Origin of the sequence: Paenibacillus daejeonensis DSM 15491, assembly GCF_000378385.1 — a bacterium.
Taxonomy (GTDB): domain Bacteria; phylum Bacillota; class Bacilli; order Paenibacillales; family Paenibacillaceae; genus Paenibacillus_D; species Paenibacillus_D daejeonensis.
Genome location: NZ_KB899668.1, coordinates 70,096 through 91,947, shown reverse-complemented (window position 1 = coordinate 91,947; position 21,852 = coordinate 70,096). Strand labels below are relative to the sequence as shown.

Annotated in this window: 14 protein-coding genes; 1 reads left to right on the top strand and 13 read right to left on the bottom strand. The window is 56.1% G+C overall.

Features of this window, described 5'->3' with window-relative positions:
* Window positions 1-216: 216 nt before the first annotated feature.
* The 13 genes from F556_RS0123565 to F556_RS0123500 form a co-directional block, all read right to left on the bottom strand.
* Window positions 217-1,365 (bottom strand): N5-glutamine methyltransferase family protein, encoded by a 1,149-nt coding sequence (locus tag F556_RS0123565; protein ID WP_020619462.1) that lies wholly within the window; start codon window positions 1,363-1,365, stop codon window positions 217-219.
* 125 nt (window positions 1,366-1,490) lie between these two features.
* Entirely contained in the window at window positions 1,491-2,567 is a 1,077-nt protein-coding gene (gene prfA, locus F556_RS0123560; protein WP_020619461.1) for a peptide chain release factor 1, read from the bottom strand.
* Between the two features lie 218 nt (window positions 2,568-2,785).
* Window positions 2,786-3,886, bottom strand: coding sequence for a redox-regulated ATPase YchF (gene ychF, locus F556_RS0123555; RefSeq protein WP_020619460.1), 1,101 nt, complete (start codon window positions 3,884-3,886; stop codon window positions 2,786-2,788).
* Window positions 3,887-4,016: 130 nt separating this feature from the next.
* Complete coding sequence (locus F556_RS0123550) at window positions 4,017-4,802, bottom strand: NAD-dependent epimerase/dehydratase family protein (RefSeq protein WP_020619459.1); 786 nt, start codon at window positions 4,800-4,802, stop codon at window positions 4,017-4,019.
* A 239-nt stretch (window positions 4,803-5,041) separates the two neighbouring features.
* Window positions 5,042-6,181 (bottom strand): oligogalacturonate lyase family protein, encoded by a 1,140-nt coding sequence (locus tag F556_RS0123545; protein ID WP_020619458.1) that lies wholly within the window; start codon window positions 6,179-6,181, stop codon window positions 5,042-5,044.
* Window positions 6,182-6,218: 37 nt separating this feature from the next.
* Window positions 6,219-8,282, bottom strand: coding sequence for a glycoside hydrolase family 65 protein (locus F556_RS0123540; protein ID WP_020619457.1), 2,064 nt, complete (start codon window positions 8,280-8,282; stop codon window positions 6,219-6,221).
* 27 nt (window positions 8,283-8,309) lie between these two features.
* Window positions 8,310-10,682: a helix-turn-helix domain-containing protein gene (locus F556_RS0123535; protein WP_020619456.1), complete on the bottom strand. Its 2,373-nt coding sequence runs from the start codon at window positions 10,680-10,682 to the stop codon at window positions 8,310-8,312.
* 148 nt (window positions 10,683-10,830) lie between these two features.
* A complete protein-coding gene (locus F556_RS0123530) occupies window positions 10,831-12,369 on the bottom strand; it encodes an extracellular solute-binding protein (protein WP_020619455.1) in 1,539 nt (512 codons plus the stop codon).
* A gap of 187 nt (window positions 12,370-12,556) precedes the next feature.
* Window positions 12,557-13,426: a carbohydrate ABC transporter permease gene (locus F556_RS0123525; RefSeq protein WP_020619454.1), complete on the bottom strand. Its 870-nt coding sequence runs from the start codon at window positions 13,424-13,426 to the stop codon at window positions 12,557-12,559.
* Between the two features lies 1 nt (window position 13,427).
* Window positions 13,428-14,411 carry an ABC transporter permease gene (locus F556_RS0123520; protein WP_020619453.1) on the bottom strand — a complete coding sequence of 328 codons (984 nt, stop codon included), beginning with the start codon at window positions 14,409-14,411 and terminating at the stop codon, window positions 13,428-13,430.
* 289 nt (window positions 14,412-14,700) lie between these two features.
* Window positions 14,701-15,708 (bottom strand): DUF6612 family protein, encoded by a 1,008-nt coding sequence (locus F556_RS0123515; protein WP_020619452.1) that lies wholly within the window; start codon window positions 15,706-15,708, stop codon window positions 14,701-14,703.
* A gap of 108 nt (window positions 15,709-15,816) precedes the next feature.
* A complete protein-coding gene (locus F556_RS0123510) occupies window positions 15,817-17,073 on the bottom strand; it encodes a molybdopterin-dependent oxidoreductase (protein ID WP_020619451.1) in 1,257 nt (418 codons plus the stop codon).
* A 1,200-nt stretch (window positions 17,074-18,273) separates the two neighbouring features.
* Window positions 18,274-20,667 (bottom strand): S-layer homology domain-containing protein, encoded by a 2,394-nt coding sequence (locus F556_RS0123500; protein WP_020619449.1) that lies wholly within the window; start codon window positions 20,665-20,667, stop codon window positions 18,274-18,276.
* Window positions 20,668-20,879: 212 nt separating this feature from the next.
* On the opposite strand from F556_RS0123500, the gene F556_RS0123495 reads away from it, so the two are divergent.
* Entirely contained in the window at window positions 20,880-21,755 is an 876-nt protein-coding gene (locus F556_RS0123495; RefSeq protein WP_020619448.1) for an AraC family transcriptional regulator, read from the top strand.
* The last annotated feature ends 97 nt before the right edge of the window (window positions 21,756-21,852 follow it).

Genomic DNA, 21,852 nt, shown 5'->3' with positions numbered 1-21,852 from the left:
CCCCTCAGCAGCGCAATGTATTCGGTTTTTCGTGTTCGTGGAGCTCATTTGGTACTCGATCCACTCAATAAACTCGAATTTTCATGCTTATTGAGACTCTCTTGCCTCTTAGCAACGCAATGTATTCGGTTTTTCGTGTTCGTGAGACTCTTGCGGGGCATGAAAAACGGATGATGCAGTCTATAGCTGCAACCATCCGTTCCTCCCCCAACTATGCTATCTGACAGCGACCACATGCCGCTCAATTCCCGCATAATCTTCGATAATCCGCACCTTGCTCCAGGTGAACCGCTCCTCCAGCAGCCTTGCCACTTCGCGGGCCTGTCCCATGCCCAATTCAAAAGCGACGATACGCGGCAGCTGTGACAATCCCTCCAGCTGCTGCACCATCCGCCGATACGGGTCGAGCCCGTCGTCGCCACCGTCCAGCGCCAAGCGAGGCTCGTAATCCCGCACCTCTCGCTGGAGGTGGGGCAGATCGCCCGCCGGGATATAGGGCGGGTTAGAGACAACAATATCCGCCGACAATCCCGCGACTGACGAGGCTGCTCCTGAAGCTTCCTCCTGTCGCATGAACGGTGCCAGCAGATCGCCTTGCACGAAGGTCACGCGCTCCTCTACGCCCAGCGAGACCGAGTTGGACCGCGCGACCGCAAGTGCATCCGTCGACAGATCGGAGGCGTAGACGTGCCAAGCCGGACGTTCAGCCGCCAGAGTCAGGGCGATAGCACCGCTGCCGGTACCGATATCCAGAACAGTAGGACTCGTTTCATTTACCGTTGCGCTGTCTCCAGCCTTCCGGACGACCTGAGCGTCATCACTCTTGCTTAGTATTTTGCCAGTTGGTCCGTCACCGTTCTGCCTCGCTGCAGCATCGGAGGCGAAGCCCGCAGGCCTTGCCACTTCACCGCCCACCGCCGGGGCCCGTCCTGCGACAGCTCCAACGTCAGAAGAGCTGACTGTCGCTCCGCTTGCCATTGGCCATAGCTGATCCGCCTCTTCCAGGACCGCCTCTACGAGCAGCTCCGTCTCCGGGCGCGGAATCAGCACCGCCGGCGCAACCGCAAAGGCGCGGCCATAGAACCAGCCCTCGCCCATAATGTACTGCACCGGCTCGCCCGCTGCCTTGCGGCGGATCAGCTCGCGCCACGTCTCCCACTGCTCCGCTGGCAACGGCTCGCGCCAGTCACGCAGCAGCTGCGCCCGCTCGATACCGAGCAGATGCAGCAGCAGCAGCTCGCTATTGGCGCGCGCCTCCCCCACGCCGACCCCCTCCAAAAGAGAAGAAGCCTGCAAGCAGGCTTCTCTTAAGGTCAGGCCGGCGGAGTACACAAGTGCAGACGATGTGTCCTGCTTCTCTTGCATACAACCACCTCCCGTCTATTCCCATCTGTATGAACGACACCGGAAGCCAGCCCCCTCCTCGCCAGCTTCGATAGCAACCGTCAGCTCTGCGAGTCTGGATCTGCCGGCCTCTCGCCGTTCGCAGATTAAGCCAAATTCTCCTGCTCCAGCATCTCCGCTTGCTCGGCGATGGTCAGCGCGGAAATAATCTCCTCCATGTCACCGTTCAGCACGGTATCCAGCTTGTGCAGCGTCAGCCCGATCCGGTGATCGGTTACGCGGCTCTGCGGATAGTTGTACGTACGGATCCGCTCACTCCGGTCGCCCGTGCCGACTTTGCTCTTGCGCTCGCCGGCATACTTGGCTTCTTCCTCCTGACGGCGGATATCGTAGATCCGGGACCGCAGCACCTGGAGCGCCTTGGCCTTGTTCTCGTTCTGCGATTTGCCGTCCTGACAGGTCGCCATGATGCCGGTCGGTACATGCAGCACCCGGACGGCCGATTTGGTTGTATTAACCGACTGACCGCCGGCGCCGCTCGAGCAAAACGTGTCGATCCGGATATCCTTATCGAGAATCTCGACCTCGACATCCTCAACCTCCGGCATAACAGCTACCGTCGAAGTAGAGGTATGAATCCGGCCGCCCGACTCGGTAGCCGGAATCCGCTGCACGCGATGCGCGCCGCTCTCGAACTTCAGCTTGGAGTAGGCGCCTTTGCCGTTGATCATGAAGATGATCTCCTTGTAACCGCCCAGGTCGCTCTCACTAGCCTCTAACACCTCGACGCGCCAGCCCTGCGTATCGGCGAACTTGCTGTACATGCGGTACAGGTCGGATGCGAACAGCGCTGCTTCATCGCCGCCCGCCGCGCCGCGCACCTCAACGATAACGTTCTTGTCGTCGTTAGGGTCCTTCGGCAATAACAGGACGCGGATACGCTCTTCAAGCTCTTTCATCCGCTCGCCTTGCTCATCGAGCTCCATTTTCACCATCTCGCGCATCTCGTCGTCGAGCTTTTCTTCGAGCATCTGCTTCGCATCGTGATACTGCTCAGACGCTTCCTTGTACTCCATATAGGCATTATACGGCTCCTGCAGATCGGACTGCTCCTTGGAATAGTCCCGGAGCTTCTTGGTGTCGCTGGCGACATCCGGATCACACAGCAGCTCGCTCAGTTTGTCATACCGGTCCGCCAGCGCTTGCAAACGGTCCAAATTCATAATGGTTCACACACTCCCGGGCGCTGAACGAGTGCCTCGTCCCGCCAATTAGAATTGATTCTTCGGCAGTCCAAGCTTTCGCTCCCGCCTGCCTCCCTATAGTATATCACATTACGCAAGAATTGGAGCAGTCGTTACTCCATCACGCAATTCATTAGCCACGAGGAAAAGCCCCACCCTGTGAGGCCCTCTGGGGCGCTGCCTGCGCAGCGTGCCCGCTATACGTTGAAACGGAAATGCATAACGTCGCCGTCCTTGACGACATATTCTTTGCCCTCAAGGCGGAGCTGTCCGCGTTCTTTGGCAGCATTCATCGTACCGGCGGCTACCAGATCGTCGTAGGACACCACTTCCGCCCGAATGAAGCCACGTTCGAAGTCCGTATGGATGACGCCCGCCGCTTGTGGCGCCTTCATCCCTTTGCGGATCGTCCAGGCACGAACCTCTTGCACACCTGCAGTGAAGTACGTATACAGGCCGAGCAGCTTGTATGCAGCCTTAATCAGCCGGTTCAGACCCGACTCCTCAAGACCCAGCTCCTCCAGGAACATTTCCTTGTCTTCGCCCTCGAGCTCAGCGATCTCCGCCTCTACCTTGGCGCTGATCGGCACGACTTCCGCGTTCTCAGCAGCAGCAAATTCACGGACTTGCTTCAGGTACGGATTATTGTCGCTATCTGCCACCTCAGCCTCGCTGACATTGGCAGCATACAGAACAGGCTTGATCGTGAGCAGGTGCAGGTCGCGGATCAGCAGGCGCTCATCATCCGTGAGCTCCAGACTCCGTACCGGCTTATCTTCGTACAGGGCTTCCTTGATCCGCTCCAGCAATTCGACCTCTTGAGCGTATTTCTTGTCGCCGCCCTTCATGTTCTTGCGGGAGCGCTCGATGCGCTTCTCTACCGAATCCACGTCAGCCAGAATCAGCTCCAGATTAATCGTCTGGATATCGCTTAGCGGATCGACTTTGCCGTCGACATGCGTAATATTCTCATCCTGGAAGCAACGCACGACATGCACAATGGCGTCCACCTCGCGGATATGTGCCAGAAATTTATTGCCCAGACCTTCGCCTTTGCTTGCCCCTTTGACGATGCCGGCGATATCAATAAATTCAAAGGCAGTCGGTACAGTTTTGTTGGGTACGACCAGCTCCGTCAACTTGTCCAGACGCTCATCCGGTACCTCGACGATACCGACGTTGGGGTCGATCGTACAGAACGGGTAGTTGGCCGACTCGGCCCCTGCTTGTGTGATTGCGTTAAACAATGTCGATTTACCTACGTTAGGAAGACCGACAATTCCGCATGAAAGTGCCACGCTTAAACAACTCCTATCTCCATTTCATCTTTCGTCATTATACCCGAAGGGCTAACACTTTAAAAGATTAAAAGAGTTAGGCTGGCCACGCTGCAAATGTCCTCCTAAGCTTCCATGGCAGGCGCGCCTGTCAGCGTTCCCTTTTTACGCCACCTTGAAACGCCGTCTCATCCTGCTTGATATCGTCTTCCGACAGCCCCGAGGCCGCGAGCAACTCCGCCGCATCGTCCTGGGGACGGTAGCCAATCAGCTCCGCGAGGTAGCCGATATCGTAATAATTGTCTGTGTTGGCCGAGGTGCCGTACAGCGACAGAAACCGGTGCGAGTCATCTGCCTCTACGCAGCAAGCCGCCAGCTGCACCAGGTCGCGATCAGAAATCCAGATGTGCAGGGAACGCTCGGAGTGCGGACGATCATCGCCGGGGAAGTTCCCGATCCGGATGTTAATGGATGACAGATCATATTTGTCCGAATAATAGCGACCAAGCAGCTCAATATAGCACTTGCTCAGACCGTAGAGACTATCAGGCCGGTAGGGATCATCCACCGCCGCCTCCTCACCTACCCGATAGAAGCCCATCGCATGATTGGAACTGGCAAAAACGACCCGCCGCACCCCATTGATCCGGGCCGCTTCATAGAGATGATAGGCGCCCGTCACATTGACCGGCAGCACCATGCCGAGAAAGTCCTCATTGTCCTTGGCCCAGCTGTTATGAATAACTGTATCCACACCGCGAGTCAGCTCCAGCCAGCGGTCTGCATCGGTCACATTAAGCTCGACAATCTCCTCCTGCCTGTTCGCCTCCAGATCAGCAGCGATGATATCATAGCGGTCCAATGCCCGCAGTCCAGCCGTGATGCTCCCACCCACTTTACCTGCCGCACCAGTAATCAGCAGCTTGCGTCTGTTCATCTGCGCTTCACCTCATCCTATTGTGGTTGTACTGTTCATTACAGTATTAACCATTTGGCGGAGGAATGATTACGGTCGTCGTAAAGAGGATGGTGCAGCAAAAAGGACTAACGTTGCCGTCAGTCCTCAACAAGTCAGAATGTTAGCAGGCTGCCCTCAAAAAGGCCGGAGATGTCCGGAATAGAATCTGGGGACAACAGCGATCGAAAGATCGATCCGTGACTGTAGGCTTTCTTTTTTCAGCACTCCATCACCGGCAACACCTCAATGTCCTCTGGCAGCTCGACCATGTACAAATTCGCATAGCCATTCTTATCGCTGGTGAACAGAATGCGCTCGCCCGTCCGGTTAAAGCGCGGGTGTGCGTGTACCTTCTGCGAATGGAAGCTGCAGCGCAGCTCACACAGAATCCGGGGTGGACCAAAATCAGCCGTCTGATCCCGCCGCCACATCACGAGCGTCTTCACCTGTCCTTTTCCATCGACAACCGCCTGGTCCTTACCGTCCGCGTGCGCATGCCATGTGTCGAAGGGGAAGTCATGCTCCTCCATCTCCGTGTTGTCGTAACGGATGCTGCCAAAGTAGTTGGTCCCATCCAGCCGGAAGCCATGGTAGCCGATTCGTTCGCCGTCGGGAAAGAAAAACTCGTGCCCCACCTTCTCTGCCGGCTCCAGTCGCTCGCGGATCTTCCACGCCTTGCCGTTCCGGAGATCGAGTCCCCAGATGCGGTGGTCCACCAGCTGCCACGGTCCTTCATGACAAAAGGTGATCAGCCACGGCACCGTGCCGGAGGCATTAATATGCGTAATGAAACAATGCGCTTCATAGCAGACGTCCACTTCGTCCGTATCGACATCGATCCTTACAATCCGGCTGACCGGCTTCGCCTCCATCAGCTCGCGATGGCCGACATAGCCATGCCCCAGATCCAGATCGAGCCGGTGCGATAGATCCTCCTGTATACAGGTCAACACATACCGGCCATCTGCACTACAGCTCATATTGCCGATCCCGAAGCCTTCCGGGCAGGAGAAAACGACACGTTCTTCGAGCGTCGTCATATCGAGCTCGACGATTTGGCCTTTGACCCGTACATAAACGATCCGTTCATCCGGATGGATGCAGGCTTCGAGATCGTTATTGTCGGGATAATCCGTCAACTGCTGCATCTCGCCACTCTCCACATCCATGGAGTACAAGTTGGTGCTATTGCCGCGGTCAGAGAAGAACAGCAGCCGCCGCTCCTCATCATACCAGCCGCTCTCGGTAAAATAAAAATGATGGCTATGTGTCTTGTGATCCGTCAACTGGCGAACGGACAACCCCGTCACCCGGTCCTTGTGTGCCTTCGCTTCTGAAGGCCATACCTTGCCTTTCATGGCGATCGCTCCCTTTGTTTTTAAAATGGTACGACGTTTACAGCCAAGGCTTAAGACCTTCCCAGCGCACATTCCAGCCCTCACTAGGGAAGCCCGGTCCGCCCTGATTGATGCCTTGCGTAGCCTCAGCTCCATCAGCCCAGCCAGCAGCCATCATCGCGACGGCCGTCAGCAGGCCTCCGTTGCCCGGCAGATAAGCCGACAGGCCGGGACGCTGGTAATTGTGGCCGCTGGGCAGATAGGTGTTTTTTGTCGCCTCCATGAGCAGGAAGTCCACGGCCAGCGCCGGCTCACCCAGACGCGCTGCGGTCATGGCGCACATCGGGAAATCCCAGCCCCAGGCGGAATCCCACTCCCAGCTATCCTTGACCTTCAGCAATGTGTTCTTCATGACGGTCTTATCCACCAACGTACCCGGCAGCAGCCCAAGCGCACCGACCATGGACGGGTGGTCGTGATTTTTATCCGTATACGTATCCTCGCATCGCTCATGGGCCAGATAGACGCCTTCGGCTTGCGGTGGCGCAGCCATCTTCCCGGCTACCTCACGCCACTTCGGATCGACCTCGCGACCCAGGCGCTCCGCCCAACGGATAGCAACCTCCAGGCCATATTTCCAGTACTCCAGCTCGTAGGGCGGGTTCATGCTCTCGTCAAGGGCATGGCACTCCTGCGCTGGAATGAGCGGCGGACCCAGCACATAGGCGTCGCGCTCTTCCTCATAGTGGGCATAGGCCACCATGAAGTCCGCTGCTTCGAATACAAGGGGAGCATAACGCGTGAGCAGCTCCTCCGTCGGCTGCTCCAGGTAGCAATATTCGGCCAGTGCCGTCGGGTGCGGCTGCTGCCAGATCAGTCCCGGCGCCACCGGGGATGGCGTCTGCGTGCCGTCGTAGCCGACCATCTTGGGCCAGCGGGCCCCCCGGTAGCCTTGCGATGCCGCCAGCTCGCGTGCCTTGGGCAGAATGTCCAGATACCAGTCCATGCTCCGCAACAGCAGCTCGGATCTGCCCCAGAGCGGGAAATGCGCCGCATGCCACCAGTGCATCTCCAGGTGCATCTTGCCGAACCAGCTGTTGTACATGAGCCCGGTCTCTTGCGGCGGCATCGAGCCGCCGCTGTGAATGGCGCACAGATACTGCGAGAGGACTACGCGGCGCTCCAGCTCCGCTGCCCTGGGATCGGTGCTGCCCGCAAAATCAATGGCCGCCCCGCTCCGCCAGAATCGCTCCCAATACTCGCAGCTGGCCTGCAGCACCGTCGGCAGCTGTGCCGGCTCATGCGCCTTCGTACCGAAGGCCAGCACACACGACACCTGCTCTGCCTGCTCTGGCGTCCACGTGAATTCATGCGTGCCGCTTTGGGCGAACGTGCCGCCATCCCACCGCCAGCGTACCTGGTAGCCGTCCTCATCCATCGTCCGCTGCAGTAGTGCATCCTGGCTGCTCTGTGCCACGATCTCACTAAGGTGCCGATCCTCATTGTCCCAATCCGCTTCTACCGACCGGGCCCAGCTGCGATGCAGCATATCCGGGCCAGGGAAGCGGAGGAACAGCTGCAGGCGGCCTTGGGCAGTGAGCGACGACTTAACCTGCACAGCCAGCGTGTCTTCCTCGGGATGGCAGACGGTCGTGACCTCAACTGTCTCCCCATCAGCCAGAAAACGGCTATGCAGCACGCCCCGCCATAGATCCAATTCCTGATGGAGCGGCTTTACCTCTTGGGCAGCCAGCTCCGTCCCGTCCGCTCGCTGCAGCCGCAGTCCCAGCCTTCCCAGTTGCAGGCGATGCGGATTTTGGCGCAGCCAATGGTACGCCTCTTCCTTGGCACCCGGCTTCATGGGATAGCCAACCTGTCTGCCGTGCGTGTCGTACAGCTGGAACTCAATATCGTCGTCGCCATACTTGGTGTGCCCTCCCGTATAATGCCAACCCCAGTTGGACTGGGTGCCGATCGGGACTTCATATCGCTCGGGATACGACTGCAAACCGGTGAAATCCGCACTGAATGCGAACTCCCCGTTGCCAACTGATAAAGGCGATAACGCTTCCACCTGCGTCAAAACCGGATGGTTGCGCGTCACAATAGCCTGTCTGTCCATGCGCTTGTTAGCCTCCTTGTATGGCCATTATTCCGCCAGCCCCTCCTTGCGAGCCCGCATCATCTCCCGGTATTTGCCCGGCGTGATGTCTTTGTATTTGCGATAGACGCGGATGAAGCTGTTCTCGTGCTGATACCCGACCATGGAGGCAATCTCCGAGATCTTGTGGTCCGTCTTCAGCAGCAGCTCACTCGCCCGCTCCATCCGCAGCTTGGTAAAGTAACCGTGAATCGTCTCGTTCATTTCCTGCTTGAACAGCTGGCTCGCCAGCGAGCTACTGATCCCCGTATGATCGGCGATTTCCTGAACGCCAATCGGCGCCTCCAGGTGCTGCTTCATATAGCCAATCATCTGCTGGCACAGGACATATTCCTTGCTCTGAATCGTGATGCCGAAGCGTCCGGCCAGTTCACTCACCCGCTGACGCAGCCGCTCCAGAATCGAATCAAGCGGCAGCGAAGGCAAGTCCCCAAGCGGCAAGGCCTCCTCGCCCTCCAGCTTCTCCTCGGAGAGCTGCTCCAACCTCTCTGCAACTAGCTCCAGCAAAGGCAAGGCCGCCGACGGATACCAATAGTCTCGGTGAATCTCATCGCCGATTCGTTCAAGCGACCGGAGCGCCTGCTCTTCCTGGCCTGCCCGTACAGCATCCGTCAGCTCGGAGACGATAGCCTCCTCCTGCAATCGGGGCTCGGGCATTTCGTGATCGGAGACTTCCGCGTAAGGAATGACGGACCCGCTGCCCCGGTGCAGCCGGTAGCCAAGCGCATTCTCCGCCTCGAGCATCGCCTGACGCAGCTTGCCTGCATCATCCTGCTGCCCGCTGACACCCACAGAGACGCTAAGCTTGAGCAGCTTCGATACAATAACGACTGCCTCGCGCATCCGCTCCGCAGCGGCAATGGATGCACGGTGCTCCCGCACTCCGGGCACTGCCTCCTCTTCGGGAGAGGTCACCGTCTCCATTTCGCCCACGCGAGGATTACCGCCATCTGCTTCTACTGGCTGCAGCAGCACGGCAATCCGGTTGCGCCCCAGATCTGCGGAGGACACCCGCCATGTGCCAGCCATCAGCTCAGCCACCACATTGATGATAGCGAACTTGAGCAGCGAGCGGTCTGCATGAGAGTACTGCCGGTTCCAGGTGTCATAATCATCGATGGAAATCATCACTACGGTTAAATCACTGCCTGACCAATCGGCGTAATAGCTGCGCCATTTCTCCAACAGCTCGCGGCGGCCATTCATGTTGCCCGTGTAGATATCTACAAGCAGCTTGGAGGCTGCTTCCGGCATCGTCTGGCGGATCATCCGCGAGAGCTGGGCATGGTCAGTCAGCAGCTCACCTGTAATTTTTTCCAGATTGATCAAATCAGCACCCTCGTCATCCCGCTCGTACCGACTCAGCAGCTGACGCATCCGCCGCACGGGCTTGAAGGCCCGTGCATTGAAGTAGATAATCGCCATCGCTCCCAGCGCCAACGCGACCACAGATACGGCCATGGCTACATTGCGGATCTGCTTGGTGCTTGCCAGCAGACTGTCCTGGGAGACGACAGACAGATACCGCCAGCCAGTCACTGGTGATTGCATCTGCGATCCCAGCAGCCGCTTGCCCTCATGCCCGAACTCACCGGAGTCCCGATCTTGGAGCTGGGAAATGGCGGCCTCGACCGTCCCTGGCTCGAAGGCATGATCACCAATCTCGTAAACCAAGTTATCCTGGCTGTCCAGAATATAGCGCCGGCTCGCCAGATCGGAGACAGAAGGTGGCAGCATGTGGGCGAACAGCTGGTCATTACGGAAATTGACGGCGATCAAACCACGAGGCTCGCCCTGGATGATAATTTTGCGAAAAAGCGACACCTCGGTCGCCGTTCCACCCAGACGAAGCGGGACGCTCCGCTTCTTCACGAGCATCGACCGGTCGCCGAACTCGCCTTCTACATCCAGCCAGGATGAATCGACAAATGTGATTTTGTTCGAGCTGTATCCCTGCGGAAAAGCCATGAAGCTCTCACGGGTACTATCGTAAATGTATACGCTTTTAATATAGGGGACCGCGCTAACCGCTGCCTCCATGAACTGATACAGCTCGGTAATATTGGCGTAGGAAGCCTGCTCCTCGCCGGTCAGGAATTGATAGACGTTATTGTTGAGCGCGACCTTGATCGCCAGTTGATTAGTTTCTTGAATGTAGCCGTCAATAAAGTTCATGCTAATCCGCAGCATCTGATGCTGCGGCTCGCTCAGTTCCTCCTGAAGCACCGCTGTCGACGAATAATACGTGCTTGCGCCCACGGCGATAATCAGGATGAGGATGGCGCCTGTCAGAATCAAAACCAGGCGGTTTTGGGTCTGGGACAGACTATATTTGAGCCAGCGAAGACGTGGTTGTGTCATCGGATTCCCACCTTGCCTGCAGTATGCCCCCATTATACTGCCTTCGCCGGCCACTGGCGAATCGGGGCGCGTCGTGTCGGGCAGCAAACGCTACAAACGCTCGCCGCGTACCGGTAAGCAGCACGCGGCTGAAATCGCCCCGTCCGAATTATTTTACTTTCTCATACCATTCCTGTACGCGCTCGGTTACGGTATCGCCACCGGAGGCTTTCCATTGCGCCACGTAGTCATCGAATGCTTCGATCGGACGCTCGCCAATGATGATGCGCGTCATGGTTTCCTGGAACAGCTTGTGGGATTGAATATCCGGGAACCCTTGATAGACGGAGGCCGGCAGCCCGTCTCCGGCAATGCGTTTGGCATCCTGCTCTACAACCTCGTACATGTCCTTGACCATCTGCCAGTCTTCCTCAGGGAAGGTTTCCTCAATCCGCAGCTCCATATCCTCGGCTGTCGTCAGATTGCGCATACCCAGTCGCAGCGGACGGCTATCCTCCGGAGGCAGGATGACTTTGCGCCCATTCTCGCCCATCTCATAGTGCATACCCTCGATGCCATAACGGCCGAACTCATCGTGCTCAGGATTATAGAAGAAGTCCAGCAGCTTCAGGGAAGCTATCGCATTGGCCTCGGCCGCTTTGGGAATCATCCACTCCGGCTCGCCCATGCTCTTCACGGTGACAAAACCTTCATAGCCTTCCGCTTGGGGAAGCGGCATCGCGGCGATATACGCATCCGGCGCTTGCGTCCGCATGGCGGCCAGACGATCTCTTACGTTCGCAGGCATATGATACCAGCTGCCGACGAGGTTGTTATTGATTTTGGCCTGCCAGACATCACCTTTGTTCAGGAACGTCTCGTTATCGAGCAGCTTCTCTTCATAGAGCATTCGCATAAACTCAATCGCCGCTCTCATGTTCTCCGTAATGCCAGCGTACTGGATCTCGCCGTCATAGACATCCCACTCCGGATAGCCTTCCCACATCGCCACGCCATAGATGGCGAACAAGTGGTCCATCCAGCGGCCGAACTCACGGCCTGTCGTTGGCAGCTCGTCAGCCTTGCCATTGCCGTTGGGGTCCTCGTCGCGGAACGCCTTCAGCAGCTCAACATAGTCGTCCACCGTCTCCGGCATATCATGACCAACAGCCTCCACCCAGTCCTGACGAATCAGCGGTGAGCGTTCCGGGATTAGGAATACCTTTGGAACATAGTAGATCTTGCCGTCTTCGGAAGAAGAACGTACGATATCCCATGCTTCCTCGGGGATACTGTTCCAGACATTAGGCGCATGCTCCGGTAGCAGATCATCGAGCGGCAGTGCTCCGCCTTGCTGGATCAGTGTCTGCTCCACGCCGCCGATGGGGCGCATAATGTCGGGCAGATCATCGGAAGCAATCATCATATTGATGTATTCGGCCGGCTCGGAGCCTGGCGGCGGGGTAATCAGCTCATATTCAACGCCGGTATGCTCCGCTACATATTGAACATGCGGATTACTGCTATCCGGTATCGAGCCGACGCCCATGTGACTTTTGAACACCTGAATCTTCGTCAATCCCTCTGTCTCGCCGCCTTCTCCACCGCTTGTTCCCGAGCCGCCCCCACTGTTACCACTGCAACCGGCAGCTAGCAGAAGCCCAGACATCATAAGCAGCATGGCGCGTTTGTGCACGAATTTTTTCATTTGGTATTCCTCCCCTTTTATTTAAAAATGTATTGTAAAAAATGTACCAAAGCGTTCAAAATGACACTGGAGAAGCGTAGCGTCCGCCTCTTTCTCTCGGATTTCCACCCCTGAAAGGGGTCCAAATTCAAGAAATCTGGGAGGAACTGCGGTCGGAAGTGCATTTTGCTCGCAAAGGATCTATTTTTTACTCTTTCAGCGAGCCGAGCAGAGCACCCTTCACGAAGTATTTTTGCAGGTAAGGGTACACCAGGATGATCGGCACGGTCGCAAAAATAATCGTGGCCGCTTTCAACGTCGTTGTATTGAAATCGTAGTCGCCCAGGAACATATTGACGGCCGCCAGCTCCTCGGGACTGACCAGATACGAACGCAGCTTCATCTGAAGCGGGTAGAGATCCTGGTCACGGATGAACAGCACCGCCCGCTGGAACGTGTTCCAGTACCCTACCGCGTAGAACAGACTAACGGTAGCCATGACCGCTTTGGAGAGCGGCAGGTAGATCTGGAACAGAATCCGGAAGTCATTGCAGCCATCAATGCGGGCCGAGTCGTCCAGCTCCTTGGGCAAGCCCATGAAGAAGGTACGGATAATGACGAGGTTGAACGTGCCGATTAGGCCCGGAATGATCAGCGCCCAGAGCGAGTTCATCATGCCCAGCTCGCGAACCGTCAGGAAGAACGGAATCATCGGCGCATTGAAGATCATCGTCAGCACGATGGCGAACATCACATACTTGCGGATCAAAAACTCTTTGCGCGACAACGGATACGCCGTAAGAATCGAGAACAGCATACTGAGCGCCGTGCCGACTACCGTGATATAGACCGTAATGCCAAAGGATCGCCACAGCCCGGCATTTTGCAGCACATGGGTCCATGCCCCTGTGGTGAACTCCACCGGCCACAGGAACACTTCCTTGGAATCCGCTGCGATCGGCGAGCTAAAGGACATCGCGAGCAGATGCAGCAGCGGCATCAGCATTGTCGCCGCAGCGACAATCAGGAAGAGATAATTGAAGGCCTGAAACGTCTTTTCGCCTATGGTTGGTTTCATATTACCACAGCCCCTGTTCGGATTTTCTGGCCAGTCGGTTGAAGATCCACAGCAGCGTAAACCCGATGACGGACTGGAAGACGCCGATTGCTGTCGTCACACTGTATTGCCCCTGCAGCACACCTGCCCGGTAAACGTAGGTTTCGATGATGTCCCCGACGGAATATGTCATAGGCGTCAACAGATTGAACATCTGGTCGAAGCCGAGCTCCAGGAAGTTGCCGATGTTGAGGAGGAACAAGATCAGAATGGTCGGGAACAACGCAGGAAGCGTAATATAGATGACCTGCTTCCACTTGTTCGCGCCATCGACGACGGCCGCTTCATACTGACTGGGATCGATACTGCTGATGGCTGCCAGGTAGATAATCGTACCCCAGCCGACTTCCTTCCAGATCGCCGAAATGACGACGATGGTTCGGAAGAATCGCGATTCCTGCATGTACAGGATGGGTCCGTAGCCGAACCACTCGCGGATCGCATTGACGAAGCCCTGATTGGACAGCAATTCGAATACGACGCCACCTACGACAACCCAAGACAGAAAGTGCGGGAGATAGAATAAGCTTTGCAGCGTCCGTTTGGCAAGCATCAGCCGTACTTCATTGAATAGCAGCGCGAGGATGATCGGTGCCGGAAAACCGAACACTAATTGATAAAGCGCTATCAAAGCCGTGTTGCGTAAAACATTGTAGAAATCATCATAAGTAAAGATAAACTTGAAATTGTCCAGCCCAACCCAGGGGCTGCCGAAAATGCCGTTGAAAATCTGAAAGTTCTGGAAAGCGATTACACTTCCCGCCAGCGGAATGTACTTAAAAATAATATAGAACAATATCCCGGGCAGGATCATCACGTACAGCATCCAGTGCTTGCGGACGTTTTCGACATAGCGATTGCCCGGCTTGCGTGGTGCCGGCCGCTCGGATCGATCCGTCTCTTTTGTACCTGAGCCTGATGTTCGATCCGCAGACAGTTCAGCCATATGACAGCCTCCTTTGCGATTGCTTGTTGCCTGCCCCTATCTTACGCAGCAGACCTCTCCAGGACAATTCGGCAATCGTCCAACGGATGAGCATTTTGGCATTTGGGAGGATCTCTGCGGGATCGGTTCATTGGCTGGAGGATCGGTTAGGCATGGCATAATCCCAGTCTTACCAAGGGTTGTCGCGTGCTCATGCGTTCGTCGGCAGCAGATCAATCAACATAACAAACCCCGGTCTGGACTTGTCCAGAAGCCGGGGCTTGTGATAGGTATAGGCCTATAATTGAAGCTATCGTTGCGGTTCCTCTTGTGGTTCCTGCTCCACACCAGTCTCCGCTTCCGGAGCCTCCGATGCGTCATTCTCAGGAGCCGTGCCGTTCTCTTCTTCTTCTCTGAGCCGCTCCAATTCTTCTTGAAGCTGTCGCTCCATCTCTTCCCATTCCTCGAGTTCCTCTGCGCTGGGCATTTCGATCTCGGGGGCGTTCAGCGCTTCTTCCGGTACCGTCACAGGCTCAGTCGCATCCCAGTCCCGGTAAGAAACCTCGAAGGTTTGGTCAATGTCAACCGGGTAGCCCGCTTCGAAGGCAATGGAGAAGGTCGATTGCGACCAGATCTCCACAGGAAGTCCCGTTTCTCCGTCCATCACAATCCGATATTGCAGCATCTCCGTTTCAACGCTGTCTCTGACCTCTTGCGGCAGCTGTGAGCCGTTCAGGGTACTATCCAGCAAATCATTCATCAACGCGGTCGATTCACGGTCTCCGCCATTGCCTTCATAGCTGAGGATCTGCATGCCGTCTTCTTCGCTCACGGTGAGGCTTCCGCCGACGGTTTCCTTGATCCGCTCCAATTGCGCAACAGGGTTCACCTGATAGTCGGACAGCGTCTCGGTGACGGTAGCAATCTCATCCTGCGGGTATTGGCGCCATCCCTCATCGAAGGTATGGTCGTAGACATAGTAACCGTCCGGGGTCAGGATCGTTTCAATCTGCGTCGGACTCTCCCCCTCGCCGGACTCGATCATTTGCTCCACGGCCAGCGGCTCGAGCTCCACTTTGCCTTCTGACGTCATCGAAAATTGCTCGCTACTCTGCCCTTCGTTATGGGAGAGGTTCTGGCCTAGCTTCATGGTCATTGCAAATCGCTCTTTGGCCTGCGCTTGCCGAATGGCTTGGTCAAGTATGGTTACGGCTTCGGAATCCGGGGCTCCCTCCGCATTTTCTTCTGACTGAGAACATCCCGCTATAACCAGCACAAGTACTAGTAGCAGCAGACGTACTTGCATCGCTTTATTCACATCTGTGGCCTCCTTGTTGTCCAGTGGCACCGTTAGGCACCTTTACACGCTCTAAACAGTGTGCGTCAAAACGAGAGTTTTGGCAAGTTTATGGGAATTTTTTAAAGGTTACGAACGTGTGACCCAAGCATCTTTGGCATAGCCTCTGACGATCCAATACCCATCATGGTCGCCATCTATGAGCTCGATGCGGTTGAGCCATTTTACGGATTTGTAGGCATACATCTGAGGCACGATCAGCTTGACGGGTCCACCCAGGTCGCTGGGAATGGGTTGACCGTCATGCATGACAGCCACCAGAACATCGTCCATGTCAGCCACCTGCTCCATGGAGAGCGAATCCGTATAGACGCCATCGCCGGAATAAAATTTCACAGTACGCGCTTCCGTACGAACCCCAGCCTGTGCCAACAGCGCCTTGAGCGGGACACCTTCCCAGGTGTTTTTGTAGACCGACCAGCCTGTGACACAGTGAAAATCGCTCACCTCTGCCACACGGGGCAGCTTCAGGAAGGCCTCCCAATTAAATCGCAGCGGCTGGTCCACCAGACCATCTACCGTGAAGGACCAGTCGGCATTGGAGAAGCTGGGAATTGGCGTGACGGTATAGACGCGGAAGTTACCCTGACTGCCACCGCCGATTGGCGGCGCAGAGGCGGGGAGCGGCTGGGGCGGCGGCACCATGCGGTTGGCGTCGTTCTCAATCAGATACTCGAGATTAGTGGATCCGCCGCTGAACGTGCGTCCCACCCACTGCAGGAAGGATGGCCCCAGTGTAATCGCGAGGCCCGCACCAATAGTGAGCTTGATGAAGGCCCGACGCGTGTAGACCGCCTGCGGGTTGGCGGCTGGATGTAATGACGTGTCTGAATCGGGTGTTCCTTTGTTACTACGGACTGTGAGCTTGGCTGGCTCCTTGAGCCACTTCAGACGGGTAATGGAATGATAGATGATATAGGGCAGGCCCACCCAGGTGAGCACATCATGAATGACAAGCGCCATATTGGCATTGGCCGGGCCAAACCATTTGAACTGCCAGAGCACGAGCCCTGAACCAAACCAGCCCAGCAATAAAAAGAGGACGATAAGCACATTGACCCGCTGCCACGACTTGCTCCGCAGCTGCTTCCAGTGCTTGGCGGCCAACAGCAGATAGTAGATGACGGGGACAATGGATGCGATGCCAACTACAATATGCGCCCACTTGATCCATACCCGGACCTCGCCCAGCACGCCGCGCCAGAGCCCACTAATCAGAATGAGGCCCGTCAACGCCAGGACCAACACGATCCAGCCATTCCATGTATGCAGCGAGACCAGCTTGCGACCATATCCTTTGCGTATGCGCCCGAGCCATGTTTTCATCGGTCCGTTCCCCTTCCTCATATCCGACTGCCGCACTCAGCGGCCAAAAAACTGACTGTCTCCAGTATACCCTTCGTCGCCCGGGTCTGCCAGTTGACCATGGCGGCCACCTCTGCTTTGTCGCTCGACGCAACCGTCTGCTTTGACTAACCTATGTACTCCGTATAACGTTCGCTCGGCTGTGTTGGATGACTTCAAGAGGAGATTGGTTGGGGTGGGCGTTTGGCTCCCGGGCGAGTTGCAGAGGAAAAAACATGTTGGCAGCGCCGATTAGCAGCTCTAAGTAAAGAAAGTTTCGTTGGAGACGGTTGGTGGCGCGGATCGGCACCTCCAAGTAAAGAAAGTTTCGTTGGAGACGGTTGGTGGCGTGGATCGGCAGTTCTAAGTAAAGAAAGTTTCGTTGGAGACGGTTGGTGGCGCGAATCGGCGGCTCTAAGTAAAGAAACTTTCGTTGGAGGTGGTTGATGGCGCGGATCGGCAGCTCTAAGTAAAGAAACTTTCGCTGGAGGCGGTTGGTGGCGCGGATCGGCAGCTCTAAGTAAAGAAACTTTCGTTGGAGACGGTTGGTCTAAGTGCTGTCGCGTCTACGGTTTAGTGTGCTTGGAGGAGCTCAGGTAGACCTCTAACGAAACTGGATATCGCTATTCACACACATTTTAACGATATGGACTAGCGGACGAAACTAGGTATTCTTATTCCACGGATTTGCCGCATTCGAGCTCTCTTTTGCTCTAATAAGACGATGACGTTTCGTTACTACGCTAACCTCCCTCATTTCGCCGCAATAGGGATATGTCGTTTGGTTAGCAGATGGCGGAGGTGCGCTACTGCGGGCGAATGGCGAGGGTGCGAGCAAATAAAGGAAGAATGGTGCGCTACTGCAGGCGAAAGGCGAGGATGCAAGCAAATAAGGAAGAATGGTGCGCTACTGCGGATGAATGGCGGAGGTGTGAGCAAATAAAGAAGAATGGTGCGCTACTGCGGACGAAAGGAGAGGATGCGAGCAAATAAAGGAAGAATGGTGCGCTACTGCGGATGAATGGCGGAGGTGTGAGCAAATAAAGAAAGAATGGTGCGCTACTATCGGCTAAGGTGCTCCCAAATCGGCTCGCGGCCGGCCTACGGGCGGGACGCCCGTAATAAAAAGAGCGGTGCGGGGACAATCCCCACACCGCTACTTTAATTGCAGACCCCTGCCAACTAGTTGCGCAGTGGCGCTTCTTGCAGGTCTGCCTTGGCCTGCAGGAAGCGGAAGAATGCTGTCGCCGATTCGGCGCGCGTGACCAGACGATCCGGATTGAAGTTCCCTTTTTCGTCCGGGTTCATAATTTTCAGGCCTGCCACGATTGCGGCTTGACCTTTGTTGTCGATCGACGCCGTATCGTTAAATGGAATGTTGAACAGTCCTTCATACTTGGCCAGCGTATTGTAGCCAAGCGCACGGACGATCAGCTCCGCCATTTCCTCGCGGTCGACTTCGCCTTCAGGATTGAAGGTACCGTCGCCGAGGTCGATCAGGTTCGCTTGAACGGCATTTTCGACATAAACGAAGTACTCCGAGCTGGCCCCAACGTCTCTGAAGGATGCGGATTGGTCCGCTACCGACGCGAGCATTGGACGATAGCCGCTGTTCATCGACAGAACGAGCATCTTGATCATTTCGCCGCGGGTAACGACCGCTTGCGGGCGCACTTTGCCATCTTCCAGATCCAGCGCTTTGTACGCCACCATCATCGAGAGCTCCCGCTCGGCCCAGTGACCGGCGATGTCCGTTGCGGTTTCCTTGATCAGGCTGGTGACGTCGCCTGTCTGATAATCACGCCATTGGCCGCTCTCGGCATCCAGGAATACCTGCCCGTCAATTGGACGCTGCACCAGACGGTACACGAGCTTGGCTTCGCCGCTGCCCTCTGCCCCGCCAACACCCGGTACGATCTCACCAGCAGCAACCATCAGATTGTATTTCTCCAGCGGGATCGGCTGGCCGTATTGCGAATGAGTCTGGACATACGTCAGCTCCAGATTGTAGTAATCCATGAAGGAATCTACCGCTTGCTCCTCGGAGATCGTCTGCGGCTTCTGCGCCGGATAGCTTACGCCACCTAGCTCACCACTAAAGCTGCGTACTTCGCCCGTGATCGCATTGATAGACACATGTACGCCCTCTTGAACGGCTGCACCATGGATGAGCCGCTGGAAGCGGAAGTTGTAATCGCGGATATCGCCAGGGATGACCATTTTGTCAGCCAGCTCCCGGTCCTGCTCCGTCTCTTGCAGGTAGAGCTCATTGGCATAGCCCGGCAGCAGTTTTTTGACCGTATCGAGCGCCTTGGTCTTAGCCTGCTCATAGGCCACAACCTTCACCTCGTCGCCGCCTTTAACTTCACTGTTATTATAATTGTAGAAGCTGGTGATTTCGCCTGTGCGGCTGTTCACGGAAGCCCAGATCGATCCGATGTCCTTGCCATCTTCAGTAATCGACCAGTTGAGCTGCCATGTGGCATTCGGTGTGCCACTAAGTTCATTCGTATATTCATGGTAGCTGCTATCCGTCAGCTTGCTGCCAGCCGGCAGCTTGAAGGCATCCGTTACCACTTTGACCGCCTGATCGCTCGTCAGCGATTTGTTCGCAGCCGGTTTGGCACCCAGCGCAGACGGCGCCACAGGATTAGTTGTATTTGGTTTAGTTGGCGTAGCAAACGGCTCATAGCGCTCTCCGGTCAATGCGTCAATCATGAGCGCCTCCAACTCATAGCTGAGATAAGGCTTAATCGGCTGTTTCATTTGGTAAGGCACCACATAGCTTAACCGCGGCTGAGCAAGCTCGCGGATCTTCGCCTCAGCTTCCTCAAGATTAATCGAAGGCTGGCCGGCCTCAAATTTGAGTGTCTTATCCCACTGAACCTGGTAGCCCAGCACATGGCCTTCTCCGTCCACTTCCAGATCAATGAAGTTATCCATATAGGCGATATCATTCACAACCCGGTTGAAGCGCAGCTGATACCGTACATCGCCATTGAGCGGCGGACGGAATTGAATGCCGAAATCGGCATTATAACGCAGCTCTCCGGCATAGCTCTTACCAACTTCGGCGATGAATGCCTCTGCCAGCTCCTGCGCCTGCTCGCGATCGACCTTCGGCGGATAAACCGGCTTGCGCGTTGGGTCGTTCAAGTACGTGTTGAAGCCCAACAGTTCACCACTACCCGCATCAATACGAGTATGAATGCTGCCGAGGTGCTTGTTATTGACTCGTTTCACAAACGACAGATTCCACGCACTGCGTGTGCCTTTGGCCAGTCGCTCGGTTTGGTAGGAAGCGCTTTGGAGTGTATAATCTGCGGGAATCTTCACTAATTGTTTAGCCAGTTCGACGGCTTTGTCCCGGGAGACCGCCACATCGGCTGGAGCTTCCTCTCCGCCCTGTTCAGGCAATACCGGCACGCTCCCCTCCGTAATGGCCGGAATCGGTTGATCCGCCCGCACAGCCACCTCAGCCCATGCGCCTGCCGGCACAGTAGTAAGCGCTACCGCAGCAGCCAACGTCACGATCAACTGTTTCTTGGTTGAACCCGTTTGCTTCTTCTTTTTCACCTTGCACCCTCCTTATGTAAGTGGATAAAATAAGATCCTAACTATATAACGGACGGATTCTGGAATATGTTGCATGGATGTGAAAAAACTTCTGCATCCGTTATTGGGGCTTTCCTTGCCTGCCAGTCGCACCCTGCAAACACGGTGCCGCAATTGACGGGCGGCTACAAACGAAGGCTGCTATGCTACGAATCAAGGAGGAGAGAGACGCTATGAATCCCATGAAAGCCATGAATGAGGCCATCGCCTATATCGAGCAGAACCTGCGGGAGGAGCCTGACCTGGACGAAGCGGCCCGCCGGGCGCACTGCTCAATCTACCACTTCAAGCGAATGTTCTCTTTTCTTGCGGGCATCCCTCTCTCCGACTACATCCGGCGCCGTCGTCTAAGCTTGGCCGCCCTTGAGCTGCGGGAGGGAGCCAAAGTCATTGATGTGGCTCTGGCTTACGGCTATAGCTCACCCGACGCCTTTGCCCGTGCTTTTCAAAACCTGCATGGCATGAGTCCGTCTCAGGCGAGGGAGGATGGACGGCAACTCAAGACATACCCCCGGATGAGCTTTCAGCTTATGATTCGAGGAGGAGAGGAAATGAATTATCGCTTGGAAGAAAAGCCAGCCTTCGGCATTGTCGGGCTGCACCGGCGGGTCCCGATTCAGTTCGAAGGGGTCAACCCCGCCATTGCCGAGATGTGGCAGGAGCTCGGTGCCGGTGGCGCACAGCAGCTTAAGTCCCTCTCAGATATTGATCCACGAGGCATGATCAGTGCGTCAACACAGTTCTCGGAAGGACGAATGGAAGAACAGGGTGAGTTGGATCACTACATCGGTGTCGCGACCACGCAGTCAGCACCTAGCCCCTATGTGCGACTTGAAGTGCCAGCGTTAACCTGGGCAGTATTCACCGCTGTTGGCCCGTTCCCGTCTGCGCTGCAGGAGGTATGGGGCCGCATTTATGCGGAGTGGTTCCCATCCTCGGGCTATGAGTCCGTACCCGGACCCGAGCTGCTCTGGAATGAACACCCCGATACAGACGTCCCTGACTACCACAGTGAAATTTGGATTCCTGTGAAGAAATCCACGGGATAGACACCGGCTTGCTTGCACTACCTCTACAAACGCCAAACAGGCCTGCGCCCGTCAGTCGGGTAGCAAGCCTGTTTGTGTAGCCGAGGATCCGAATCGC